At 33.5% G+C, this 26148-nt stretch carries 27 protein-coding genes; 10 read left to right on the forward strand and 17 right to left on the reverse strand.

Going from position 1 to position 26148, the window contains the following annotated elements; all coding sequences use genetic code 11:
- The first annotated feature begins 57 nt into the window (after window positions 1-57).
- From hemW to GXM16_RS01695, 7 genes are all read left to right on the forward strand, one after another.
- Window positions 58-1194 (forward strand): radical SAM family heme chaperone HemW, encoded by a 1137-nt coding sequence (hemW, locus tag GXM16_RS01665; protein WP_163392087.1) that lies wholly within the window; start codon window positions 58-60, stop codon window positions 1192-1194.
- A gap of 86 nt (window positions 1195-1280) precedes the next feature.
- On the forward strand, window positions 1281-2060 hold the full coding sequence (locus GXM16_RS01670) for a cyclase family protein (protein WP_163392089.1): 780 nt from the start codon (window positions 1281-1283) through the stop codon (window positions 2058-2060).
- Window positions 2061-2113: 53 nt separating this feature from the next.
- Window positions 2114-3175 carry a DUF4421 family protein gene (locus GXM16_RS01675; RefSeq protein ID WP_163392091.1) on the forward strand — a complete coding sequence of 354 codons (1062 nt, stop codon included), beginning with the start codon at window positions 2114-2116 and terminating at the stop codon, window positions 3173-3175.
- 41 nt (window positions 3176-3216) lie between these two features.
- A complete protein-coding gene (locus tag GXM16_RS01680; protein WP_163392093.1) occupies window positions 3217-3621 on the forward strand; it encodes a GNAT family N-acetyltransferase in 405 nt (134 codons plus the stop codon).
- A complete protein-coding gene (locus tag GXM16_RS01685) occupies window positions 3621-3971 on the forward strand; it encodes a DUF4260 domain-containing protein (protein ID WP_163393230.1) in 351 nt (116 codons plus the stop codon). Before GXM16_RS01680 ends, GXM16_RS01685 begins: the two co-directional genes overlap by 1 nt.
- A gap of 6 nt (window positions 3972-3977) precedes the next feature.
- Window positions 3978-4346 (forward strand): MmcQ/YjbR family DNA-binding protein, encoded by a 369-nt coding sequence (locus tag GXM16_RS01690; protein WP_163392095.1) that lies wholly within the window; start codon window positions 3978-3980, stop codon window positions 4344-4346.
- Between the two features lie 106 nt (window positions 4347-4452).
- Window positions 4453-5154 carry a PH domain-containing protein gene (locus GXM16_RS01695; protein ID WP_163392097.1) on the forward strand — a complete coding sequence of 234 codons (702 nt, stop codon included), beginning with the start codon at window positions 4453-4455 and terminating at the stop codon, window positions 5152-5154.
- Window positions 5155-5197: 43 nt separating this feature from the next.
- Here the strand turns inward: GXM16_RS01695 and rodA are convergent, their stop codons facing one another.
- The 6 genes from rodA to purH all read right to left on the reverse strand — a co-directional run bounded on the left by rodA (window position 5198) and on the right by purH (window position 12470).
- Window positions 5198-6433: a rod shape-determining protein RodA gene (gene rodA / locus GXM16_RS01700; protein WP_163392099.1), complete on the reverse strand. Its 1236-nt coding sequence runs from the start codon at window positions 6431-6433 to the stop codon at window positions 5198-5200.
- Between the two features lie 17 nt (window positions 6434-6450).
- Entirely contained in the window at window positions 6451-8430 is a 1980-nt protein-coding gene (gene mrdA, locus GXM16_RS01705) for a penicillin-binding protein 2 (protein ID WP_163392101.1), read from the reverse strand.
- On the reverse strand, window positions 8427-8933 hold the full coding sequence (locus GXM16_RS22780; protein ID WP_163392103.1) for a rod shape-determining protein MreD: 507 nt from the start codon (window positions 8931-8933) through the stop codon (window positions 8427-8429). The genes mrdA and GXM16_RS22780 overlap by 4 nt, the downstream gene beginning before the upstream one ends.
- Window positions 8926-9756, reverse strand: a complete 831-nt coding sequence (gene mreC, locus GXM16_RS01715) for a rod shape-determining protein MreC (protein WP_163392105.1) — start codon at window positions 9754-9756, stop codon at window positions 8926-8928. Before mreC ends, GXM16_RS22780 begins: the two co-directional genes overlap by 8 nt.
- Window positions 9757-9858: 102 nt before the next feature.
- A complete protein-coding gene (locus tag GXM16_RS01720) occupies window positions 9859-10887 on the reverse strand; it encodes a rod shape-determining protein (RefSeq protein WP_007804822.1) in 1029 nt (342 codons plus the stop codon).
- Between the two features lie 56 nt (window positions 10888-10943).
- Window positions 10944-12470 (reverse strand): bifunctional phosphoribosylaminoimidazolecarboxamide formyltransferase/IMP cyclohydrolase, encoded by a 1527-nt coding sequence (gene purH / locus GXM16_RS01725; RefSeq protein ID WP_163392107.1) that lies wholly within the window; start codon window positions 12468-12470, stop codon window positions 10944-10946.
- A gap of 165 nt (window positions 12471-12635) precedes the next feature.
- Between purH and GXM16_RS01730 the strand changes: the two genes are divergently transcribed.
- On the forward strand, window positions 12636-13883 hold the full coding sequence (locus tag GXM16_RS01730) for an ABC transporter permease (protein ID WP_163392109.1): 1248 nt from the start codon (window positions 12636-12638) through the stop codon (window positions 13881-13883).
- Window positions 13884-14286: 403 nt separating this feature from the next.
- Here the strand turns inward: GXM16_RS01730 and GXM16_RS01735 are convergent, their stop codons facing one another.
- From GXM16_RS01735 to tamL, 4 genes are all read right to left on the reverse strand, one after another.
- On the reverse strand, window positions 14287-14508 hold the full coding sequence (locus GXM16_RS01735; protein WP_163392111.1) for a hypothetical protein: 222 nt from the start codon (window positions 14506-14508) through the stop codon (window positions 14287-14289).
- Between the two features lie 85 nt (window positions 14509-14593).
- Window positions 14594-15451, reverse strand: a complete 858-nt coding sequence (accD, locus tag GXM16_RS01740; RefSeq protein ID WP_163392113.1) for an acetyl-CoA carboxylase, carboxyltransferase subunit beta — start codon at window positions 15449-15451, stop codon at window positions 14594-14596.
- 82 nt (window positions 15452-15533) lie between these two features.
- Entirely contained in the window at window positions 15534-16601 is a 1068-nt protein-coding gene (gene fbaA / locus GXM16_RS01745) for a class II fructose-bisphosphate aldolase (protein ID WP_163392115.1), read from the reverse strand.
- A 59-nt stretch (window positions 16602-16660) separates the two neighbouring features.
- Window positions 16661-19234, reverse strand: coding sequence for a translocation and assembly module lipoprotein TamL (tamL, locus tag GXM16_RS01750; RefSeq protein ID WP_163392117.1), 2574 nt, complete (start codon window positions 19232-19234; stop codon window positions 16661-16663).
- A gap of 39 nt (window positions 19235-19273) precedes the next feature.
- Between tamL and GXM16_RS01755 the strand changes: the two genes are divergently transcribed.
- The gene (locus tag GXM16_RS01755) at window positions 19274-20002 is read left to right on the forward strand and encodes an RNA methyltransferase (RefSeq protein ID WP_163392120.1); all 729 of its coding nucleotides are present in this window, start codon (window positions 19274-19276) and stop codon (window positions 20000-20002) included.
- A gap of 9 nt (window positions 20003-20011) precedes the next feature.
- On the opposite strand, the gene porT is transcribed toward GXM16_RS01755, so the two are convergent.
- The 4 genes from porT to GXM16_RS01775 form a co-directional block, all read right to left on the reverse strand.
- The gene (gene porT, locus GXM16_RS01760) at window positions 20012-20722 is read right to left on the reverse strand and encodes a type IX secretion/gliding motility protein PorT/SprT (protein WP_163392122.1); all 711 of its coding nucleotides are present in this window, start codon (window positions 20720-20722) and stop codon (window positions 20012-20014) included.
- Window position 20723: 1 nt separating this feature from the next.
- On the reverse strand, window positions 20724-21455 hold the full coding sequence (gene ubiE / locus GXM16_RS01765) for a bifunctional demethylmenaquinone methyltransferase/2-methoxy-6-polyprenyl-1,4-benzoquinol methylase UbiE (protein ID WP_163392124.1): 732 nt from the start codon (window positions 21453-21455) through the stop codon (window positions 20724-20726).
- A 557-nt stretch (window positions 21456-22012) separates the two neighbouring features.
- Window positions 22013-22495 carry a dihydrofolate reductase gene (locus GXM16_RS01770; RefSeq protein WP_163392126.1) on the reverse strand — a complete coding sequence of 161 codons (483 nt, stop codon included), beginning with the start codon at window positions 22493-22495 and terminating at the stop codon, window positions 22013-22015.
- A gap of 12 nt (window positions 22496-22507) precedes the next feature.
- Complete coding sequence (locus GXM16_RS01775; protein WP_025571575.1) at window positions 22508-22852, reverse strand: 2TM domain-containing protein; 345 nt, start codon at window positions 22850-22852, stop codon at window positions 22508-22510.
- Between the two features lie 239 nt (window positions 22853-23091).
- Here GXM16_RS01775 and GXM16_RS01780 point away from each other — a divergent pair, with 239 nt between their 5' ends.
- Window positions 23092-23388: an isoamylase early set domain-containing protein gene (locus tag GXM16_RS01780; RefSeq protein WP_163392128.1), complete on the forward strand. Its 297-nt coding sequence runs from the start codon at window positions 23092-23094 to the stop codon at window positions 23386-23388.
- 36 nt (window positions 23389-23424) lie between these two features.
- Here GXM16_RS01780 and GXM16_RS01785 read toward each other — a convergent pair whose 3' ends face one another.
- The 3 genes from GXM16_RS01785 to GXM16_RS01795 form a co-directional block, all read right to left on the reverse strand.
- Window positions 23425-24276 (reverse strand): thymidylate synthase, encoded by an 852-nt coding sequence (locus GXM16_RS01785; RefSeq protein ID WP_163392129.1) that lies wholly within the window; start codon window positions 24274-24276, stop codon window positions 23425-23427.
- A gap of 57 nt (window positions 24277-24333) precedes the next feature.
- Window positions 24334-24957: a bifunctional nuclease family protein gene (locus tag GXM16_RS01790; RefSeq protein WP_163392131.1), complete on the reverse strand. Its 624-nt coding sequence runs from the start codon at window positions 24955-24957 to the stop codon at window positions 24334-24336.
- 161 nt (window positions 24958-25118) lie between these two features.
- Window positions 25119-26087: an electron transfer flavoprotein subunit alpha/FixB family protein gene (locus GXM16_RS01795; protein WP_163392133.1), complete on the reverse strand. Its 969-nt coding sequence runs from the start codon at window positions 26085-26087 to the stop codon at window positions 25119-25121.
- Between the last annotated feature and the right edge of the window lie 61 nt (window positions 26088-26148).

Below are 26148 nucleotides of genomic sequence, written 5' to 3' on the forward strand. Positions count from 1 at the left end.
TTAGATGTATTTTCATTTTCTAATTATCAAATTGACACATTGCCTAATTAAAAAAAAATGAGCGGCATCTACATTCACATACCATTTTGCAAGCAGGCTTGTCATTACTGCGACTTTCATTTTTCGACTTCAATGAAAAAGAAAGGAGATATGGTTTTGGCTTTGGCCAAAGAAATTGCCATGCGTAAAAATGAGTTTGAAAATGAGACTGTAGAAACGATATATTTTGGAGGAGGAACACCTTCTGTATTGAGCAATGGAGAAATCAGCTTTCTGATTGCTGAAGTTTACAAGAATTACAAAGTCGCAGAAAATCCGGAAATCACACTCGAAGCAAATCCTGATGATTTATCTTCAGAACGAATTTTAGAATTATCCAAAAGCCCTGTAAATCGTCTCAGCATCGGAATTCAGTCTTTTTATGAAGAAGATTTGAAGATGATGAACCGTGCTCATAATTCGGCGGAAGCCAAAAAATGTTTAGAAGTAGCTACTCAATATTTCGATAATATTTCGCTTGATCTGATTTACGGAATTCCAGGAATGAGTGACCAAATGTGGAGACAGAATATTCAGACTGCTCTGGATTTTGGTATTCCGCATATCTCGAGTTATGCTTTGACAGTGGAGCCCAAAACGGCATTGCGCAAATTAATCCAAACCGGAAAAATTGCTGAACCACAAGATGAAACCGCTTCGAATCATTTTATGATTTTGGTTGAAATGCTCCAGAAAAATGGCTTTATTCATTACGAATTATCAAATTTTGGAAAAGAGAATTATTTTTCCAGAAACAATTCGGCTTACTGGTTAGGCAAAAAATATATAGGTATTGGTCCTTCGGCACACAGTTATGACGGTGAAAGAAGAGGCTGGAATATTGCCAATAATTCTCTTTATTTAAAATCCATTCAGGAAAATAAACTTCCTATAGAAACTGAAATCCTGACGAAATCAGATCGTTACAATGAATATATTATGACGGGATTACGAACCATTTGGGGTGTGTCTTTAGAAAGAATTGAAAAAGAATTTGGGTTGGATTATTTGAATTATCTGCATAAACAAGCTCACAAATTTCTAACGGATGATTTGCTTACGATCGAAAATGATATTGTCAAACCAACTTTGAAAGGAAAGTTCTTAACAGATGGAATAGCTTCAGATTTATTTTATTTAAATTTGGAAGAGTAAAAAATGGAACGCTGATAAAACAGATGCAGGCAACGCTGATGAATCTGTAAAATCGGCGTTAGAATATCCATAAAATCCGTGTCCGAATGATCGTAGTTCTTGAAAACAAATTTCAAATCGACCTATCAAAACCAATCGATATTTCGATCCCCTTAACAAATACAGATGAAAACCCGATTGCCTGGTATATTGAAAAACCGGTTATTGAACCTGTAGTTTTTGACGACTGGATTGGAAAAGTTTCTGAAGGAAAGTCATCAACGAATTTTAATAATATTTTCTTTAATCCGCATGGGCATGGTACGCATACGGAATGTCTGGGGCATATTACAAATGATTTTTACAGTATTAATCAATCGTTAAAGCAGTTTTTCTTTACAGCAAAACTGATTACAGTTGAACCTGAAAAAATTGAGGGAGATTTTGTGATTACAAAAAAGCAGATTTCAAAAGCGCTCAATAGTTCGAATTTTTCAAAAACAGAAGCAATTATTATTAGAACGCTTCCTAATCAAAAAGACAAAAAGTCAAGAAAATATTCGAATACAAATCCGCCATATTTATCTGAAGAAGCGGCGGTTTTCATCCGCGAAAGCGAAATACAGCATCTTTTAATTGACCTGCCAAGCGTTGATAGGGAACATGATGAAGGGAAATTGGTTGCGCATAAAGCTTTTTGGAATGTAAAGGATACTCATAACTTAAATGAAGATGCTCGTTTTGAAGCAACCATTACTGAAATGATTTATGTACCGGACGAAATTGAAGACGGAAACTATCTGCTAAACATTCAAATTGTTTCTTTTGAAAACGATGCCAGTCCAAGTAAACCTATTTTGTATGCATTAGAAACTTTTGATAAATAATTTTCAACTCAGTTTTAATTAGGTTATATTTACTAAAGCCAAATTTTTTAGCATTGAAAGCATCAAATAAGCAGAGTTCAGATTCAACCAGTAATTATTTAGCGGGAATATGTCTTTTTTTGATGTTTTTTGTTTTGAATTCTATAAAATTATTTAGCCAGAATGGTTCAGCAAAGGATACTGTAAATTTTATTTATTATCCGGATAAAATTATGGTAAGGACAAATCTCAGTACACAGACTGATGCCTATTTTTTAGACAATGGAAAAGGACCTGATTTGGATTTACAAACGAATAACAGTTACAAACTTTTTCTGAGTGTTGATTATAAATTTATTGGGTTTAGTTATGGTTTTTATCCTAATTTTTTTGGAGGAAACAATGATGAGGATTTAAAAGGGAAATCCTTCGTTTCAGATTATAATTTTCGTTTCTTTTTGGGCAGATGGATTCAAACAGCCCAGTTTAGCAAAGCAAAAGGGTATTACGTAGCCAATATGCCCGATTTTGATCCGGATTGGATTGAAGGAAAAGACCCGTATTTTCAGTTCCCGGATTTTAAAACCCTACAATACGAAATGTCAACTTCGTATCTTTTTAATCCTAAATTTTCGCTAAAAAGTATCACCTCATTTACCGAATGGCAAAAAAAAAGCGCCGGCAGTTTTATCCCATCCCTGATTTATTCATACAACAGAGTTACTTCCAAATCAGAAACTCTTGACGGAAAGCAAAAAGAGTTTGACATTCGCCTGGCTGCAGGATATTATTATAATTTCATTATTCACAAAAACTTTTATATTGCACCACATTTAGCGCCATCCATCGGAGTGAAATTTTTGAATGATAAAAGTATTAGTTCGGGAGTTCAAACTGTGGAGAAAGAAACATATTTCACCCAAAATCTGGAAGGAGGAATAAAAATGGGGTATAACAGTGATCGTGTACTTTTTGGAGCAAGTTTAAACTTCAACAGCAGTTCTTATAAAGAGGATAAAACAACGGCTGTTACAAATGACAAAGTTTATGGATTATTGTATTTTGGTTACCGTTTTAATGCCCCGGAATTTATAAGTAAGCCGGTTGAAAAAGTCAGCGAGAAAATGAAAATGTAATAGATACTGAACAGCCTTAAAAATTGTTTAATTCCAAGATTATGAATCAGATTACCGTTTCTACAGATAAAAGGAAGCTTGATATTTTGTTTATCCAAAATTTCCTAAAAGATATTTACTGGGCTACCGGCAGGACTATTGAAGAAGTACAGGCCACAATTGATGCTTCGGTTTGTTTTGGAATTTATTTGAATGACAAACAAATTGGTTTTGCAAGAGTAATTACAGATTATGTTGTTTTTGGATATGTAATGGATGTTTTTATTACTGAAGAACATCGCGGAAAAGGATATTCGTCGATTTTAATTGAGAATATGATGAATGAGCCGTTGCTGAAGGATATTAAAATCTGGCGTCTGGCAACAACAGATGCGCACTTTTTATATGAGAAATTCGGCTTTACTAAATTAAATCATCCTGAAAAAATGATGGAAAAAATATTATGATGAATATAATTGTGAAACTCGAAGAAACGGCTTTATTTATTCTCGGAATCTACTTGTTCCGTTTTTTAAGTTTTGAATGGTGGTGGTTCTTCGTTTTAATTTTAGCTCCTGATTTATCGATGCTGGGATACATATTAGGAAATAAAAGCGGCGCATTTTTTTATAATGTATTTCATCACAAAGGGTTTGCAGTTTTATGTTATATTTTAGGTTCGTATTTTATAAGTGAAGACTTGCAATTAGCGGGAATTATTTTATTTTCACATTCTGCAATGGATCGGATTTTTGGTTATGGTCTTAAATATGAAAAAGGTTTTAGATACACTCATTTAGGTGAAATTGGTAAATAAACAATTATGAATTTAGAAACATATTACGAATATTGTCTTTCAAAAAAAGGGGTGAGCGAGCATTTTCCTTTTGATGAAGATACTTTGGTATTTAAAGTTGGAGGAAAAATGTTTGCTTTGTCTTCTTTGTCACAGTGGGAAAAGAACGAAGCTTCAGTAAATTTAAAATGCGATCCGGAACGTGCACAGGAGCTCAGGGCAGAATATGATGAAATAAAACCGGGATATCACATGAGCAAAGTACATTGGAATACGGTTGCTTTAAACGGAAATTTATCTACATCTTTTGTCAAAGAGCTCATAGATCATTCGTATGAGCTGGTTTTCAAAAGTTTGACAAAGAAAATTCAGAATGAAATTATTGACCCAAGGTAAAATTTTTACCGAACAGGCGGAGCAATTAGAAAATTAGGCATTACATTTGTGAGGAATGTCAAAAACATAACACTCAATTAATTTGAAACTTAGTAGTTTATAGAATATGAAAGAACAATTTAAAAAATTTCTGAACGAAGAGCAAGATCCTAAAGCGATTGAAAAAATTACTTCAAAACTCAATGATTTATTGATGAAAGGAGAAGAAGTAGGATATATTGCAGTTCAAAAAAAGCCTGCAATTACTGTTTTTCCGGATAGTATTGTATTAACGAATAAAAGAATTATTATTTGCAAACCTAAAAATCTGGGTCTTTCAATGGATTTTACAGATTATACCTGGGATGATGTTGCAGGAGCATTTGTAAAAGAAAATATTCTGGGTTCAGAATTCTCATTTAATACCAATACTGACTTGTCGATTTCGATTGATTATATTCCGAAAATCCAGGCCAGAAAAATATATACATACGCAAAAGAACAGTTGGATTTACTTAAAAACCCTGTGACTATATCAGCTCCTGCTTCAGAAACTATCCAGTCGGAGGAACCTGAAGGTACAGTTGAAGAAGTAGAAACAGAAGAAGTAACTAATTTTGCAGAAATTATACCGGCAATAACTCCATCTTATACGGAAACTTTTGAGCCAATCCAACAAACTCAGTCAACAGGAGAACGTAAATTAAGCGAATTGTCTAAAGAAGAACTTTTTGATAAATTACAGAATTATAAAAAATTACTGGATAATGGCTTAATTCTCCAGGGAGAATATGACACTTATAAAAAAGAAATTTTAAGTTATATGTAATAAAAAATCCGAAGCATTAAACTTCGGATTTTTTAATTTTATATTACCATTCATTGACTTTGTTGGCGTCCATTTTTAAGAATATAAAGAGTAAAATGGTGAATCCCCATAAACCAGATCCTCCGTATGAAAAGAAAGGCAGAGGAACTCCAATTGTTGGGAAAATACCAACCACCATGGCTATATTCACAAAGAAATGAATGAATAAAATACCGGCAACACAATATCCGTATACCCTGCTAAATTTTGTTTTTTGCCTTTCGGCTAAATAAATAATTCTTAAAAGCAATCCGGTAAATAAGGCAATAACAATAAAGGAACCAACAAATCCCCATTCTTCCCCTACCGTTGTATATATATAATCAGTATGCTGTTCCGGAACAAAACCACCTTTTGTCTGCGTTCCTTCTAAAAAGCCTTTTCCAAGCCAGCCTCCGGATCCGATTGCAATTTCAGATTGATTAGTATTGTATCCGATACCTTTCATATCGACAGTTTTTCCTAACAATATATTGAAACGATCTCTGTGATGTTGTTTAAATACATTTTCGAAAACATAATTTACAGAAAATACAAAAGCTGAAATAATGGCCAGAAGTATAGTGCTTAATAGAATATTACGATCAACGGCCCTTCCTTTAAAATGGATGACAATCAGTACCGCTAATGCAATTAAAATTACAACATACGGCTCCAAAACGAGTGTTAATACAAATAAAAGTATCGTTATAAATCCTGTCCAGACATACCATGACGGAAGGCCTTCACGAAATAAAACAATAATAAAGATACTGTAAATCAGGGCGCTACCGGGATCGGGTTGAGGTAAAATCAGGATTACGGGAAGTAATATTATTGCTAATGCCTGAATTTGGCGATTTGTTTCTTTAAGATTAATTTGTGTGTCGCTTAAATATTTGGCTAATGCTAATGAAGTAGCCGCTTTTGCAAATTCTGAAGGCTGTAATGTAAAACTTCCTATGGCATACCAGCACCTTTGTCCCGCAATTGTTTTTCCAAAGAGAAATAATCCGGCCAGTGATAATAAGGAAACTCCGAAAATGATACTGGCATATTTTTCATAGAATTTTCCATCAACAAACAGCACAATGAAAATTAATGGTATAGTACAGGCGATAAATATTAACTGCTTTTCATAGGTCCCTTCTGTTGAGGATAATGATGAGGAGTATATATTTAACCAGCCCAAAATAACCAGGATAATGTAGATAATAACACTTATCCAGTCAATATTATTTTTTACGCTTTGATTTTTCATTTGAAATGAATTCCTTATTAATTTCGTTTAATGGAATCTGCTTTGGTTTTTGGAATTATTCTTTTGCTTTTAGCGATAGAGTCTTTTCGTTTAATTTCTAACTTAACAGCATTTGCAATAGAATCCTTTATTCTTATTTCTTTTTTAACGCTTTCTGAAAGTCCGCCTAATTTTGCATATTCACTTTGAAGGCTTTTATTTAAAACCCTTACCTCTAAATCGGTTCTTGAAATTTTCTTTTTTAAATATTTTTCGATCATTAAACTGGCAATTGGTCCGGCGATTGAGGCTCCGAAACCACCATTTTCAATCATAATTGCAATTGCAATTTTTGGATTGTCTTTCGGAGCAAATGCAACAAATATGGAGTGATCTTCAAGCTGAACTCTTTTGCCGTCAATCTTTGCAAAATTTTCAGCCGTACCGGTTTTTCCACAAATATCAATGCCTTCAACTTTTAACCTGCTTGCGGTTCCCATATTATAAACATCAAACAAACCACTTATTATAGGTGGAAAATATTTCTTGTCAATAGATGTTGTATGTTTAGTTGTAAATTTTGAATCGATTTTTTCACCTTCAATTTTTTTTATAATGTGAGGTGTATAATAATATCCCTGATTAGCAATTGTTGCCATCATATTTGCTAACTGAATAGGAGTCATTACAACCTCTCCCTGCCCAATGGCATTTGAAACAATTGCAGTACTTCTCCAGCCTCCATTTGGATACATTCTTTTGTAGGTTTTTGAAGTTGGAATTTTTCCTCTCTTTCCTGTTGGTAGATCATAACCCATAAACTCACCTAACCCAAAAGTTTTAAGGTGATTACTCCATACATCTACAGCAGCAGCAGGTTTTGTATATTTATTAATAGTCCTCATGTAAGCCGTTGCAAAATAACTGTTGCAGGATTGGTAAATAGCCCTATGCAATTGTAATTGTCCTCCACTGCAGTGACATCTCATAAACCGTCCTCTTGCATAACTGAAACCATGGTGACAGGAAACAGAAAAATTTTCATCAACCACTCCTTCCTGCAATGCTACCAGTCCTGTTAAAATTTTAAAAGGAGAACCGGGTGGATATTCCGCCAAAAGCCCTCTGTCATATAGCGGTTTAGCTATTGAATCACGATATAATAGTGTGTAATTTTTAGAACGTTGTCTTCCAACTAAGATTCCAGGATCGTATGATGGAGCAGTTACAAGCGCTAATATTTCTCCTGATTTAGGTTCAAGAGCAACAATACCACCTCTTTTGTTAATCATTAATTCTTCGCCGTATTTTTGAAGTTCTGCATCAATAGTTAAATTAATATCTTCTCCTTGTACAGCAATGGTGTCATATTTTCCATTTTTATACGAACCAATTTCACGATTGTATTTGTCTTTTTGGATATATTTTACACCTTTTATACCTCTCAGTATTTCTTCGTAACTTTCTTCAACGCCCTGTTTACCAATTAAATCACCACTGTTATAATAAGGGTTTTTTGCAATCTGTCTTTCGTTTACCTGTGTAATAAAGCCAAAAATATTAGCGCCACAATCAACTTCATAATCACGAAGAGAACGTTTTTGGAAATAAAAACCTTCATATTTTCTGATCTTTTCCTGAAAAGCGGCAAATTCGGCTTTATTAAGCTGTGATAAAAAGACAGAAGGTAATCGTGGACTATAAACCCTGGCTTTTGCTATTCTTTTTTCGTAATCCTCTTTTGTAATATTTAATAGTTCGCAGAATTCCGCAATATTAAGGTCGTCTTTAATATCCCGAGGAATGACCATGATATCATAAGATGACTGATTTGCGACAAGCAGTTTCCCATATCTGTCGTAAATATATCCGCGTTCCGGGTAATCATATTTTATTTTGATGGCATTATTTTCTGATTTCAATTTGAAAGAATCATCAATAACCTGCAAATAAAATATCCTGATTACTAGCAAAGATGCTGCAATAATAATTAAAGTGGGCAGCAGGACTTTTCTCATCGTTTATTTGGCTTAATAAGATATATGATTATAATAGAAATGAGTATGGTGAAAACAGAACTGAATAGTGTCCTCAGTAAAATATCCCAAATGAATTTAAATTGAAAAGCTTCCAGAATAAATAAAACTATGTGATGTAAGAAAACGGAAACCAAAATAAATGAGAAACGCTCTGGTGTTAAAGATTCGTTTAGTTTTATAGTTTGATATTCATAGCTTAATCCAAAAGAAAACTTGAAAATATAAGGTCTGTAATAAGCTAAAATAACACAGGCTGCCGCATGAATACCTCCTGAATTACAAAACATGTCCATTGTAATACCCAACAAAAAACTTGAAATTATTAAACCGGATCGATTGCTGTTTACAGGATATAAAATAATATATAAAATATACGGGTAAGGACTTATGTATCCTAAGAAATTCATATTGTTAAAAATAACAATCTGAATTGCCAGTAACATAATAAATCGAAAAATATTGACTAACAGTGCGCTATTCATCTTTTTCTTTGCTTTTGTTTTCTAAATTAATGAGTTCTTCTCTTCCTTTACTTTTAATGATGTAAACATGTCCTAAATTGGTCATATCATTAAACAGTTTTACTTTTATTACATAAAAACTTGTGCCTTCTTTTTTGTATACAATATCTACAGTTCCAATATTAATTCCTTCTGGGAAGATTACGGATTGTCCACCAGTAACAATTGTATCACCTTTTCTAATTGAAGCTAGTCTAGGAACATCTTCTAATTGTACGTATCCGGTACTTTTTCCGTTCCATGTTAATGAACCAAAATGATTTGATTTTTTCAGTTTCGCATTAATATGTGACTTCATATTTAAAATACTGACCACAGTAGAGTAATTTGGAGAAGTATTATCTATGACACCAATAATGCCTAGGCTGTTAATTACCCCCATATCCTGTTTAATGCCTTCGTTTGATCCGGAGTTTAAAGTAAGATAGTTTTCGTGTGTGCTATACGAGTTATGAATTACTTTCGAGACAATAATATCAGCTGGTTTTACACCTTTAATACTGTCAATCATTGGTGCTTTGGTGGTATCTTCTATATTGAATAAAAGACTTTTTAATCTTGCGTTTTCAAGTACAAGTTCGTCATTTTCAGTTCTCAAATTCAAATACTCATTTATGGTGTTTATTTTTTCATAAACGCCACCACTAATAAAGTTAGCAGAGCTGATGGTTCTGCTTCTGTGAAAAGAGTGGGATTGGATTGTGAGTGCCAACGAAATACCTAAAAGCAGCAAAAACAGTAATCGATTACTGTTTCTTATAATGAAATTAAAAATTTGCTGCATTTCTTGTTCGGTTATTTTGTTTCAGGATATGCTTTTAAGTTCAAATTTATTAGAGCCAAATGATGCGATTCGGCTCTAACAAAATATATTGATTGTTTTATCTTATTTGATTAAGATACTTTTGAATTTTGCAATGTTTTTAAGTGCCATTCCGGTTCCGCGAACAACTGCTCTTAGCGGATCTTCAGCAATGTAAACAGGTAAATCTGTTTTTTGTGAAATACGTTTGTCAAGACCTCTTAACATCGATCCTCCACCAGCTAAATAAATACCTGTGTTGTAGATGTCTGCGGCTAACTCTGGAGGAGTTTGAGACAGCGTTTCCATAACAGCATCTTCGATACGTTGAATAGATTTATCTAATGCTTTAGCAATTTCTCTGTACGAAACATCAACTTGTTTTGGTTTACCGGTAAGCAAATCTCTACCCTGAACAGACATATCTTCCGGAGGGCCATCTAAATCTTCGATAGCAGCTCCAATCTGGATTTTTATTTTCTCAGCAGTACTTTCCCCAACAAATAAGTTGTGTTGCGTACGCATGTAATAAACGATGTCATTTGTGAAAACGTCACCCGCAATTTTTACTGATTTGTCGCAAACAATACCACCTAATGCAATAACAGCGATTTCAGTTGTACCACCTCCAATATCAACAATCATATTTCCTTTTGGCTGCATGATATCGATACCAATACCAATCGCTGCTGCCATCGGTTCGTGAATAAGATATACTTCTTTACCGTTTACCCTTTCACAAGATTCTTTTACTGCACGCATTTCAACCTCTGTAATACCAGACGGAATACATACTACCATTCTTAAGGCCGGAGTAAACATTCTCTTTTTTAATGCAGGAATGCTTTTAATGAACATATTAATCATTTTTTCCGAAGCATCAAAATCGGCAATTACACCATCCTTCAAAGGCCTGATGGTCTTGATGTTTTCATGTGTTTTACCTTGCATCATGTTGGCTTCTTTACCAACAGCAATGATTTTGCCTGAAATTCTATCGCGTGCAACGATAGATGGGCTATCAATAACAACTTTATCATTATGAATGATTAAAGTGTTTGCGGTACCAAGGTCTATCGCAATATCCTCGGTCATGAAATCAAAAAATCCCATAAGTTTGTTAGGGGTTTAAAATGTTATAAATAATTTATCGAACAAAGTTAAACAAATTAATGTTTAAAATGACGTGTTCCTGTAAATACCATTGCAAGATTATTTTCGTTGCAATAATTTATGCTTAATTCATCTTTTATTGAACCTCCAGGCTGAATTACTGCTGTTATTCCTGCTTTTTTGGCTAATTCAACACAATCCGGAAAAGGGAAAAATGCATCGCTTGCCATAGAAGCTCCGGTTAAATCAAATCCAAAAGCTTTTGCTTTATCAACTGCCTGAATCAAAGCATCAACTCTTGAAGTCTGACCTGTTCCTGAGGAAATTAATGTTCCGTTTTTTGCAAAAACAATCGTATTCGATTTGGTGTTTTTACAAATTTTTGAAGCAAAAATTAAATCTTCAATCTCCTGAGCAGTTGGCTCTGTAGTTGTAACGGTTTTTAAATGCTCTTTAGTATCTGTAATATTATTTCTGTCCTGAATTAACAAACCATTAAGACAAGTTCTTACCTGGCGTGATGGTAATTCAACTTCATTTTGAACTAATATGATTCTGTTTTTCTTTTCTTGTAAAACTGTAATTGCTTCGTCATCATAACCTGGAGCGATAACTACTTCGCAGAATAATTTGTTGACTTCCTGTGCGGTTGCTAAATCAATTTTGGTATTAGCAATTAAAACACCTCCAAAAGCAGAAGTTGGGTCACAAGCCAAAGCTGCTAAATAAGCTTCGCTGATTGTTTTTCTAGAAGCCAATCCACAAGCATTATTGTGTTTTAAAATTGCGAATGTTGGTCCGTCTGTTTTGAATTCAGCAATCAAATTTACTGCAGCGTCAACATCTAATAAGTTGTTGTATGACAATTCTTTTCCGTGAACTTTTTTGAACATAGCGTCAAAATCTCCAAAAAAGAATCCTTTTTGGTGCGGGTTTTCACCGTATCTTAAAACTTGCCCATTAGCGATACTTTCTTTGTAAATCGTATCGTCAGTATTGAAATAATTAAAAATTGCCCCATCATAATGAGAGGAAACATGGAATGCTTTTGTAGCAAATAACCTTCTGTTTTCTAAAGTAGTTGCTCCATTTTGTTCTGTGATTAAATCTAAAAGCAAACTGTATTCGTTTACTGAAGCTACAATCACAGTATCTTTGAAATTTTTTGCACCTGCGCGGATTAATGAAATTCCGCCAATATCAATTTTTTCAATAATATCTTGTTCGCTTGCACCTGAAGCAACCGTTTTTTCAAAAGGATATAAATCAACAATAACCAAATCAATCTGAGGAATATCAAACTCTTTCATTTGCTCAACATCACTTTCGTTGTCCTGACGATTCAAAATACCGCCAAAAATTTTTGGATGTAATGTTTTAACTCTTCCTCCAAGGATTTCAGGGAAAGAAGTAATATCTTCAACAGGAACTACCGGAATGCCAAGGTTTTTAATGAAATCTTCTGTTCCTCCTGTTGAGTAAAGTGTTACGTTTTGCTCTTGTAATTTTCTAACGATTGGCTCTAATCCATCTTTCGAAAAAACAGATATTAACGCTGATTGTATTTTTTTAGTTGTGCTCATTGTGTAGTTATGATTTTCAGACTGCAAAAGTAGTTTTTTTATATATTATTTTAAAGAAAATTAATGTAACATTATGCTAAAAAAATCTACTGATGAGTAAGCTAACTTTTATTAGGTTTTTGTTTTTAAAATATTGAATTTTACTTTGTTGAAAAATATTATTATATGCTTCTTTATCTGAGATTATTAAAAGAAAGTCTGAGTTTTGCCATCAATGCTTTACGGAACAATAAATTGCGTACCTTATTGTCATTACTTGGCGTTACAATTGGTATTTTTTCGATTATTGCCGTACTCGCTGCTGTTGATTCTTTAGATAAAAAAATTACTAAAGATTTAAGCAGTTTAGATAAAAATACGATTTATTTAATGAAATTTAGTTTTGGGCCTTCAGAAATTCCGCAATGGAAGAGAGAGCAGTTTCCAAATGTAAAATATGATGAATATATTGCCTTGAAAAATTCCCTAAATAATACCGATCAGGTAGGCTACCAGTTATTCGTGAATCGTGAAACTTTAAAATATGATTCGAAAACTGTTGCCGATGTAAATATGATTCCCTCTTCTTTCGAAATGGTTGATATTGACGGATTGAGTTTTGACAAAGGAAGATTTTATAATGAATCCGAATCGAATTCAGGAACTCCCGTAATTGTTTTAGGTTATGATATTGCCAACGGACTTTTTGGAGAAAGCGATCCTATTGGAAAAAATATTCGTCTATACGGACAGCGTTTTACCGTTGTCGGAGTAATGGCAAAACAAGGGGCAGGGTTTTTCGGAGACAGTAATGATACGTCTGTTTATTTTCCGGCTAATTTCCTGCGTCGAATGTATGGAGATAACGATGCGATGACACCGGTAATTGTTTTAAAACCGGTAAAAGGTGTAGATATGGATGCTTATAAAGCACAAGTTGCTCAAAAACTAAGAGCAATTCGCGGAATGAAAGCAGGGGAAATGGATAATTTTTTTATCAATGTATTGTCAGGGTTTACAGATTTTATTGACGGAATTTTAGGTCAGATGAATGTGGTGGGATGGATTATCAGCGGATTTTCTCTTTTAGTCGGAGGTTTCGGAATCGCCAATATTATGTTTGTTTCCGTAAAAGAAAGAACCAATTTAATTGGAATACAAAAATCGCTTGGTGCTAAAAACCGATTCATATTATTTCAGTTTTTATTCGAGGCCATAATTCTTTCTGTAATTGGAGGAATTATTGGTTTGCTGATGGTTTGGGGAATTGCATTTATCTTAACTAAAGCACTCGATTTTGAATTCGTCTTAAGCTTTGGAAATATAATTTTAGGAACAACTTTAGCTGCTCTTATTGGATTAATTTCGGGAATTTTGCCAGCTATTTCAGCTGCAAATCTTGATCCTGTTGAGGCTATTCGAACGGGAATGTAGTTTTTTGAGGTTTCGTTTTAATTCGAATTAGTGGTTTGACAAATTTAACTTCCTCAGGGAATTTAATTTTTGTTTTATCCCATTTAATATCATAAGATTCATCATTTCTCTTATATTTCAAAACAGTATCTTCTTCTTGGGCTGTTCTTCTTACAATACAGAAATCACGATCTCTGATAAAATACTTCAAAGATTTACGTAAATCAAAGAATATCTTCGATGTCAATGTGTCAGATTGTGATGCGATAAAAGTTGCATTTCGAAAGTTATCTTTATAATTCAATTTTATAAATTCATAAAGGTTTTTATTTGAAATTTCAATTAAATCTTTTGGTTGTAAATTTATAAAATAAGGAATAGTGTCTGCATTTGGTGTTCCGCATATAAATCCTATTCCTTTATTTTAAAAGTAGTATGCTGTAGAATCAGTGTTTATAATAAAGGTATTTGTTCCATAGACTAGCCAGCCGGGAATAGGAGGGGTTGGAGGAATGGTATCGTTGCCGGTGATTTTTCCCTTACTTTCTTTAGAAATTATATAAGGAATATTTTCTTTTTGATTTTCTTTCTTGCTACAATTCGAAAGAAATATACAAATAACGAAACCAATAAAAATTTTAGCCATGAAGATAAGATTTAAAATTAAATATATAAAAAAATCTCACCTGCAATGAAGCGGATGAGATTTTAATATTTTTAAGTTTTAAAAACTATTTTCTAATATCATTATTCTGAATCAAATCGATATACAAATTGATTTTATCTTTCAATTCTTTTCTAGGCGTGATAAAGTCAAGGAAACCGTGCTCTAAAAGAAATTCAGCAGTCTGGAAACCTTCCGGTAAATCTTTTCCTGTGGTATCACGTACAACACGTGGACCAGCAAAGCCAATCAAAGCGCCAGGCTCAGAGATGTTGATATCGCCTAACATAGCATAAGATGCGGTAGTTCCTCCGGTAGTTGGGTCTGTACATAAAGAAATGTATGGTAAGCCAGCTTCGGCAAGCTGAGCTAATTTTACAGATGTTTTAGCCAATTGCATTAACGAATAAGCAGCTTCCATCATACGTGCTCCACCAGATTTAGAAATCATTACAAAAGGAAGTTTGTTTTTGATTGCATGGTCAATACCTCTTGCGATTTTTTCACCTACAACTGCTCCCATAGATCCGCCGATAAAGGCAAAATCCATACAGCAGATTACAAGTTCTCTTCCTTTAGATTTTCCTACTCCGGTACGAACAGCGTCTTTAAGGTGCGTTTTTTCCATTACATCTTTCAGTCTCTCAGCATATTTTTTTGTATCCACAAAATGCAGAGGATCTTTTGATGTCATGTTTTTATCTAACTCAACAAATTCGTTGTTGTCGAATAAAATTTCAAAATAGGTTGCGCTTCCAATTCGAACGTGAAAATCATCTTCTGGGCTTACGAACAAATTTCTCGCTAATTCGTCAGCATCAATAATTTTTCCGGTAGGAGATTTGTACCACAATCCTTTCGGAACGTCCATCTTGTCTTCTGTAGCAGTTGTAATCCCTTTTTCCTGTCTTTTAAACCAAGCCATATTGAATGTTTTATTTGTTTGAGGTTTCAGGTTTCAAGTTGCGAAACCTGAAGCCTGAAACTTTAAACTTGAAACTTTTTTATTATAGTGTATTCACGTTGTTTAAGTCAGCAAAAGCTTGCTCAAGTCTTGCGTTGAAAGTTACTTCGCTTTCACGAACCCATCTTCTTGGGTCATAATATTTTTTGTTTGGAGCATCCGGACCTTCTGGATTACCAATTTGTGATTTCAAATAGTCAAGATTTTTAACCATATAATCACGGATTCCTTCAGTATATGCAAATTGTAAATCGGTATCAATATTCATTTTGATCACTCCGTAGCTGATTCCTTCTCTGATTTCTTCAAGTGTAGAACCAGAACCTCCATGGAAAACGAAATCAACTGGATTGTGTCCTGTGTTGAATTTGTTTTGTACGAAATCCTGAGAATTTTTTAAGATTTTTGGAGTTAATTTTACGTTTCCTGGTTTATAAACACCGTGAACGTTTCCAAAAGCAGCAGCAATTGTAAATTTAGGGCTTATTTTAGATAATTCTTCGTAAGCGTAAGCTACTTCTTCTGGCTGGGTGTATAATTTTGAACTGTCAACATCAGAGTTGTCAACACCATCTTCTTCACCACCTGTAATACCTAGCTCGATTTCTAATGTCATTCCCATTTTGCTCATTCTTGCTAAATACTCTTTACAGATCTCAATGTTTTCTTCGATTGGCTCCTCAGACAAATCGATCATGTGAGAACTGAATAATGGTTTTCCTGTTTCTGCAAAATGTTTTTCAGATGCATCTAACAAACCATCAATCCAAGGCAATAATTTTTTTGCGCAGTGGTCAGTATGTAAAATCACGGTAGCTCCATAAGCTTCTGCTAAAGTATGAATGTGTTTTGCTCCTGCGATTCCTCCTGCAATAGCTGCTTTTTCACCTGCATTAGATAATCCTTTTCCAGCGTTGAATTGTGCTCCACCGTTAGAAAATTGAATGATAACCGGAGCATTAAGTTTTGCTGCAGTTTCAAGAACTCCATTAATTGTGCTTGATCCGGTTACGTTTACTGCCGGAAGTGCGAATCCTTTTTCTTTTGCATAATTAAAGATTTCCTGTACCTGATCTCCTGTAGCCACTCCTGGTTTAATATTGTGTGCCATTGTAATTTTTTTTAGTTGTTTTTAGGTTTTTAGGTTGCAAAAATAAGAATTAATTAGCATTAGAACGGATAATTTATCCCAAAATTTAAAACCGAATGTCCAAAATTGTATTCTTTGAACCACCTGTCTCCCTTGTCATGCGCCGGATTATAAGTCTTAAAGCCTAAATCCAAACGAATAACAAAAAAGCTTAAATCGTATCGTAAACCAAATCCGGAACCTAAAGCAATTTCATCGAAATCGTTTAAGCTGGAGAATTTTGCCTTTTCATCAGTCACATTATCGAGTACATTCCAGATATTTCCGGCGTCAGCAAAGATGGCACCTTTAACATCCCCGAAAATTTTAAACCTAAATTCACCACTAAGGGCGAGTTTCATATTGGCTTCATTAAAATCATTTACGGCATTTGTACTTCCCGGACCTAATGCATAAGGCTGCCAGGCTCGATTGTCATTTGATCCCCCGGAATAATAACTTCGTGAAAAAGGGACATAATCTGAATTTCCAAAAGGAATTGCGATACCAAAAAAACTTCTGACAGCCAGTACTTTTTCTTTGCCAAAATCCCAATGCTTAATATAGTCAAATTCGGTTTTTATGTATTCTGAATATTCAAGATTAAATATGTCGTAGTTACCACGTGAATTTTTAGGTAAACTTGCCACACTTGAAATGGCCGATAATAAAGTTCCTGCTGATTCTATTTTGGTTTTAAACTGATAAAAAGTATTATCTGCTAAATCTTTTTTGGTTGTTTTGGTAAATGTATAGCTGGTCGCCAGAATAAAGTCATTTTCAGTAAGTCGGATTCTTCTTTCTTCTATGCTTTTTACATCCTGATATTTTGGATCTGCTGGTTTTAGTGCTGTTCTGTTGTTTATAACATCATCTGTGAAACCTGTTGTTCCTTGAGGTATAGTTAGGTTTTTTCGATCTTGTTCTTCTGGGGAATCTCCCCAGTTATCAGTATTTACATTGTAATCTTTTCCAATACCATTCAATTCATCATAAGAAGAAGTATATACCTTAAAATAATTATCAGGGTTCAGGTTGCGGACATATTGTACATTGAGTAGGTCTAATTTTGCTGAATTGTATCGTTTTGGAGACCAAAGATAAGATAAGCCGCCAGTGAAGTTTTCTTTGTCCAATCCGATGTTTCTTTGTTTAGAAAAACCGGCTGATACCGATGTGGATGGAATCATGCTTTTCGGAATAATCTTCTCAGTCCCGAAAGGCATTAAAATTCTTGGGAAATTAAGTTTCATGTCAACCCCGTATTCCGAAACATTAAAGAAATTATCATTAGGATTGGCCATGTCTTTTGAGGAACCTACGTTTACACGTGCAGAAATTTCTAAGGTTTCTGCTCTGTTAAATACATTTCGAATCGTTTCTGAAACACTGGCTCCAATTCCGAAATCCTGGATATTTGAGTGAGTTAAGTCTAAAGTAGCACCAAAACTATATTTTTTTCTTGGTGTTAAATAGACTTTTGCAATTAAGGATTGTGCGGTTGAATCCCGCTTATCAACTTCATATTGTATGGATGGGTAATTAAAAATTTTGAGGTTATTCAAATAACGAGATGAAAGAGTAGTTCTGAAATCTGCATAAGTACCTCCCTTTGAGATAAAAATAGCATCTGTAATAGCGCGTGGCTTATACTTTAATTTATCATAGCTATACAAATTAAAGTTGTTGTAAGTTGTGCTGTCTTTAATTTTGCTTTTTGCATGTGCAGGAGAATAATCTGTATAGATGTTAACATCACTTATTTTATACAATTTAAAAGGTTCTGTCCTGCTGGAGTCTTTTTCCTGAATGCTGTTATCCTTGATGATTAAATTTATATCCGCTTTGTTTTTTTTACCAATCGTATCAACATCGAAAGTAACATATGTTGGTTGAAAATAGTAGGCTCCGTGATTTCTAAAGTAGGTCGTAATACGATTTTTTTCTTCTTCGAAATCACTGGTTTTGAATTGATTTCCTGATTTTAAGATAGGTGGTTCAGGGTTTGTTTTGTATAATGAATCTAAAGCCGGTGTGCTAATGCTTCGTCTAATAGAATCCAGAGTATAAGCAGTTCCGGTTGTAATGTTGTAATTAATTTTTGCTCTTTTATAACCGACACTGTCGATATTATAATTCATAGCCACATTAAAATAACCATTGTTGAAATAATAGGATTTTAAGCGGAGTAATGTTTTTTTGGTTTTTGAAGTGTCAATAATAACAGGAGGTTCGCCGGTTTTTTTTAAAAATTCATGAATTCCTTTATATAAAAAAGATTGTCCAAGGCGATCCACTTGTTTAGCAGATAATATTTTAGACTGACGTTCATATTTTCCCGGATTGTTTTTAAATTTTGCCTGATACGTAGAATCAGGATTTAATTTTGCCAGATTATATAAATTTAGACGCAGGCGATATCCTAATAAATTACTGTTTGGCTTTTGATACATCTGATTGGAGGCAGTTTCATCATTAGTGGATTTGCCGTTTACAATAATGTCATTTTTTATAAGTAAGTTTTTCTCTTCCGGAACTCTTTTCACAGCATTACAAGCACAAATAAGTATTGCTATTAGAATAAATGCTGTTATTTTTGTAAAAATCTTTTTCAAGTGTTTTTAAATATTTAATTCAAAAGTACATTATATTTTATGATTAGTAAAAACCAAATAAAACTTATAACAGGTTTGCATCAAAAAAAGCAACGTTTTGCTAATCAATTGTTTTTTGCCGAAGGAATTAAAGTAATTCAGGAATTGTTGCTTTCCAATTTTGAATTAGAGTATTTGTTCACCACGCAAAATGACTTTGAAACGGTTGAATTTTCAAAACGTATTTCTATAACAGAACAAGAACTTAAAAAAATAAGTGCTTTGTCAACCCCGAATACATGTTTAGCCTTATTCAAAATCCCTGCCGAAAATACGATAATCGACTCGGACTTGATTTTAGCTTTAGATGATATTCGGGATCCGGGAAATTTAGGAACCATTTTAAGGCTTTGTGATTGGTTTGGAATCCAACAAATTATTTGCTCAAAAGAAACGGTTGACATTTACAATCCAAAAGTCGTGCAGGCCACAATGGGTTCTATTGCAAGAGTAAATGTAAATTATGTTGATTTGAAATCGTTTATAACAAACACAAAATTACCTGTATTTGGAACTTTTATGAATGGTGAAAATATTTATCAATCTGTATTGCCTCAAAACGGAATCATTATTATGGGTAATGAAGCCAATGGCATTTCGGCAGAGATTGAAAAAACAGTAACAAGCCGACTCACAATTCCCAGATTTGGTAAACTACAAAAAACCGAAAGTTTAAATGTAGCCACCGCCACTGCTATTGTTCTTAGTGAGTTTAAACGAAATAGTTAAGCTTTTGTTTTAATGAAAAGTAAAATTTATTAAAATTGCTCTTGATTTCATCGAATCTATGTTGTCTGTCCATGGACTGGCCTGACCCGGATTATCACGAATTAACTCATCGGTTATTCCAAACATACCTCTTATAGAAGGAGAAAAAATAAAATATTCAGAGAATATGTCTATTCCAAAACCAATTTCATAAGCAGAACTCCATGATTTAGTTCTAAATGTACCCTCAAAGTTGTCATCCTTAGATTTTGAATTACTGGATAAATTTAAAGTTGTAGAAAGTCCTCCTGTTAAATAGGGGCGTATGTTTCCGGTACGTAAAGCTGAAAATTTTAATAATAACGGGAAATGAATATAAGTACTGTTGACTTCTCTTAAATAATCATTTTCTGAATTTCCTACTCCTGAAAAATGCAGATCCCGTTTAGTATAATACAATCCAGGTTCGAAACGTAAATTTATATATTCCTGAAGTCTTAAATCAGCGACAACCCCAACATTGAATCCTGTTGTTTTTTTTACCTGGATATCCTCTGTAACTTCTTTATAATCAAATTTAAAATCAAAGCTGTTAAAGCCTAAATAATACCCAAAGTACAGGCGCTGCTTTTGCCAGTTTTCCAGATTAATAATAGGATCTTTGCTAAACATGCTTTTAGCAAATTGTGAATATCCCTGTGCTGATAATACTAATAAAATTAAGACTACTGTTTTTTTCATACTATTTTTTAGAAGCAGAATATATGGTTGCAACTCCAAAAGTTTGAGGCATAGCCACAACATCTATAAACCCGATTTTTCTCAAAATATTGTTCAGTGCTTCACCATATGGAAAAGCAGCAGCAGATTCAGATAAATATCCATAAGCTGAATTGTCTTTAGAAAATAATTTTCCTATAACAGGAAGTATGTTTTTGGTATAAAAGCGATATCCTTGTTTATAAGGAGTTTTATCAGGAACTGAAGTTTCCAGGATTACAAATACCCCGTTTGGTTTTAAAACTCTTAAAATTTCGGCAAAACCTTTTTCTAAATTTTCAAAGTTCCGAACTCCAAAGCCTACTGTTATAGCGTCAAAATAATTATCTTCAAAAGGCATTTTTTCCGAGTCTCCTAATGTTAATTCAATTCTGTCTGAAAGTTTCTTTTCTTCTACTTTTTTTCTTCCGACTTCCAGCATTCCGGCAGAAATATCCAAACCAATAATTTTTTCAGCATTACTTTGTGCCATTAAAATGGCAAGATCTCCGGTTCCGGTAGCAATATCAAGTATTGTTTTTGGTTTTGAATCAGAAACTATTTTCAAAACTTTTTTACGCCATTTTACATCTATTCCAAATGAGATTACACGATTTAAATTATCGTAATTTCCTGATATAGTGTCAAACATTTGTGCAACTTGTTCTTTTTTGCCTAATGTTGAGTTTTTGTACGGAGTTATTTTTTCAGACATTTTTTTTATTTACGCAAATATAACATAAAGTATTTAACTGCAATTGTGTTTCTTAATTAGGATATAAAATGTTTTCAGGCATTGAATGTGTATTTTTGTAAAATCACTAAAAGTGGGTATTGTAGGTGAAGTATTTATTGGTCAATTTAGCACTTGTAAAAATGTTAATATTTTTTCAATGATAAATAGAGATACAATGACCCAAATCAAATGGGTGCTCCTTGCGCTTAGCATCTCGTTTGTTCTTGTAAGCTGTTTTGAAAGTACTGTTTTTGAGAGCAGTATTATATTTAAAGCGCAAAATACGTTCTTAGGATTAAATTTGTTTTTGGAAATTTTAATTTTCTTTGCCTTTAGTACCTTCGTGGTATTTGGTATTAAGGGTTTTTTTGAGATGTACTCTCAAAAAATATCAAATGTTATTATATTCCTCTCAGGGGTATTTTTAATATTTGTAATTTTTATTTTATGTTATCAAATATTGTTTCTGGAGTAGGTCATTGCTCTTATCATTGGATTTAAATAAAAACATCCTCAAGCAATTGAGGATGTTTTTTTTATTTTTTAATGTATGTTTCGTAGGTATAATCATAAAGATGGGTGTCATCTTTAAAGTTTTCTTCAGATTCTACCAATTGCCATTCCCTTTCATTGATTTTAGGAAAAAAAGCATCGGCTTCAAAAGTATGGTGTACTCGTGTTATTTCAATAATATCAGCATATTGTAGTCCCAGAGTGTAAATTTCCCCACCTCCTATAATATATGAATCTTCATTTTCAGGACAAATTGCAATCGCTTTTTCAATACTGTCAACCACTATACATCCCCCGGGATTATAATTTTCCTGTCGGGAAATTACAATATGTGTTCTGTTTGGTAGCGGTTTTGGAAAACTTTCAAAAGTTTTTCTTCCCATTATGATATGGTGATTGGTAGTAAGGGATTTAAATCTTTTAAAATCATTTGGGAGATGCCAGACTAATTTGTTTTTTTTCCCCAGGGCATTATTTTCGGCAACAGCCGCTATCATTATAAGCATAGTGTATTAAAACTAAATTTTATTTTCAGGATTGTCATTGATAGAGGATTCTAATTGATTGATTCTCTTTTGTTGGAGTGCGACCAGTCGGTCTATCTGTTCTCTTTCCCATTTTTTATTCATAAATCTATCCGTTATATAGATTTTTATAAAGTGCAAAATAAAGATAAAAAACCATAAAGTAATGATCCAAGTGCACCAATTTTGTTCCGTTCCAATACTAAAACCAAAAAAACGATTAGCAACAAATAAAAATAAACTTCCTAACAAAAAAAGTACAAAATGAAAATATAATGCCTTTTTCTGTCTGATTCTTTTACGAGCGTACTCATATTGTTCATGCACTTCTTTTTCCATAATTTATTCAAAATAAGATTATAAAGTTATAATTTATTTTGAAAACTCACTATTTTGAATAAATAATATTTGGTTCAAAATGGTCTCCCAATCCGAATTATTGAATTAAAAAGCGTAAAATTACTGATAGTGCAAAAATTATGTCTCTGATTGCTATAATCGTAAATCATATGGTAATGTCTTGTTTACTCAAATGAATTTGCGAACTTTGATGATATAAACCTAAAAATGAAACAGTTATGTCTTTAAAAAAGCAATTTGTAAAAACGAAACCAGTTTGTAAAGTAACATTTGCAATTGAAGCAAAAGATGCTAATTCTGCCGCTGTAGTTGGAGATTTTAATAACTGGAATATAGAAGAAGGGAGTCTGAGCAAATTAAAAAATGGAACGTTTAAAGCTACCTATGAATTAGTTAAAGATGCAATTTATGAGTTTAAGTATGTAGTTGACGGACTGTATATTAATGACCCGGAAGCAGATGCCTATAAATGGAATGATTTTGCAGGAAGTGAAAATAGTGTTTTAGTAGTATAAAAAAATCCGCTTGAAATTAAAGCGGATTTTTGTTTTTTATACAGCAACACTACCTTTTATAGCAGGATGTGGATCATAATCTACAAGTGTAAAATCATTATAATCAAAATCAAAGATATTTTTTATCTCTGGATTTAAAATCATTTTTGGTAAAGGTTTTGGCTCTCGTGTTAATTGTAGCTCTAATTGCTCAAAATGATTGTTATAAATGTGTGCATCACCAAAAGTGTGAACGAATTCGCCATATTCTAAATCACATACCTGAGCAATCATCATGGTTAATAATGCATAAGAAGCAATATTAAAAGGAACGCCTAAAAAGATATCAGCACTTCGCTGGTACAATTGACAAGATAGTTTCCCTTTTGTTTCTCCTTTTTCAGTATCGGGACTCGAAACATAAAATTGAAAAAAAGCATGGCATGGAGGTAAAGCAGCTTTGTTATTGGCTACATTCTCTTCAAATGACTTTTTAACATCCGGCAATACTGAAGGATTCCAGGCAGAAACCAGCATTCTGCGGCTATTCGGATTTGTTTTTAATTCTGTAATCAATTCAGTAATCTGATCGATTTCTTCACTATTCCAATTACGCCACTGATGTCCGTAAACGGGACCTAAATCTCCATTAGAATCAGCCCATTCGTCCCATATTTTTACTCCGTTTTCCTGAAGATATTTGATGTTAGTGTCGCCTTTTAAAAACCAAAGTAATTCGTAAATGATAGATTTTAAATGTAGCTTTTTGGTTGTAACCATTGGGAAACCTTCACTTAAATCAAAACGCATCTGATAGCCGAAGACACTTTTAGTTCCGGTTCCGGTTCGGTCACCTTTTTGATTTCCGTTTTCTAAAACGTGTTTTACTAAATCTAAGTATTGTTTCATATTTTGTAATCTGTAATAATCTGAGATCTAAAGTCTGAAATTTGCAATTGCAAAAAATTATCTTCTTGAGATTTCATCTCTAATTTTGGCTGCTTTTTCATAATCTTCCTGAGAAACTGCCTGATCTAAAAGTTCGTTTAGCTCTTGTAAACTATGTTTGGCATAAACATCTCCGGATTGGTTCGTTTCTTCTTCCCGGCCAAAAGTTTCAGGATTAGAAAGTACATCATCAAGTTCCTGAGATCCGGGGTCGGTTTCAGCAGCATTAGACTTCAGGTAAATCCCGGCTTTATCTAAAATGTTTTTATAGGTAAAAATCGGAGCACTGAATCGTAATGCTAAAGCAATTGCATCAGATGTTCTGGCATCTATAATTTCTTCGATTTTATCTCTTTCGCAAATTAGGCTCGAATAAAAAACGCCATCAACAAGTTTGTGAATAATTACTTGCTTTACAACGATATCAAATCTTTCTGCAAAATTTTTGAATAAATCATGTGTTAACGGACGGGGTGGTTTAATTTCTTTTTCTAAAGCAATAGCTATCGATTGAGCTTCAAAAGCACCAATGACAATAGGTAATTTTCTTTCACCATCAACTTCATTCAAAATTAAGGCATAAGCGCCATTTTGAGTTTGACTGTATGATATTCCCTTTATGGATAATTTTACTAGACTCATATATGTTTGTAAAAAAGGCACTTAAAGCCTCTATTTAATACTTTTTTTGACTGGAAAATAAATGTGCAATTTTAATCAAAAAATATGGAACAAAAAAGCCACCTAAACAAAGATACGATTATCTTATTTTTAGGCAGCTATATTTTTGAATAGATTTTAAATTAAGAATGTTGTGCTTTGAAAGCTTTCAGTTTTTCTGTTAATTGAGGTACAATTTCAAATGCATCTCCAACAATTCCATAATCGGCAACTTTAAAGAATGGGGCTTCAGGATCACTGTTGATAACCACTTTTACTTTTGATGAGTTGATACCTGCAATGTGTTGAATCGCTCCTGAAATTCCTACAGCAATATATAAGTTTGTTGCAACCGGCTTTCCTGTTTGGCCTACGTGTTCTCCGTGAGGTCTCCATCCTAAATCAGAAACAGGCTTAGAACATGCTGTTGCTGCTCCTAAAACTGAAGCTAAATCTTCAATTAATCCCCAGTTTTCCGGGCCTTTTAATCCTCGACCTCCGGAAACTACAATATCAGCATCGGCTATTGATACTTTTCCGCTTACTTTTTCTACAGAATCTACTTTTACTCCAAAGTCATTGTCGCCAATCGTTGGATTGAAATCTTCTTCAGTTCCGGCTCCGGCACTTTCGAAAATTCCGTAAGAGTTTTTAGCCAATCCAAGAACTTTTACATCAGTGCTAATTTCTGTAATATTGAAAGCTTTGTTTGAGAAAGCATTTCTTTTTACCTGAAAAGGTGATGTGCTTACTGGAAGTCCAACCACGTTTGAAGCGAAACCAGCTTCTAAAGCTACTGCCACAAGTGGAGAGAGGTAAATGCTGTCTGTTGTAGAAGAAAGTAAAATTACTTTTGCTCCTTCTTTTTGAGCAGCTTGTTTGATAACATCAGCGTAAGCTTTTGCTGTAAAACCTGCTAACTTATCATTGTTTACTTTTAAGACTTTGTCAACACCGTATTTTGCCAACTCGCTGACATCACTGATGTTTACAGTTACAGCTGTTACGGTTGTTCCTAATGATTCGGCTACTTTCTTAGCATATGAAGCTAATTCAAAAGCAACTTTTTTAAATTTTCCTTCTGCAGATTCTGCGTATATTAATAATGACATAATTTTATGTTTAAAAAGTTTAGAGTTTTTCAGGCTTCAGGTTCTTTAACTGAAAAAACTG

It is taken from the genome of Flavobacterium limi (assembly GCF_010645075.1).
In the GTDB taxonomy this organism is placed as follows: domain Bacteria; phylum Bacteroidota; class Bacteroidia; order Flavobacteriales; family Flavobacteriaceae; genus Flavobacterium; species Flavobacterium limi.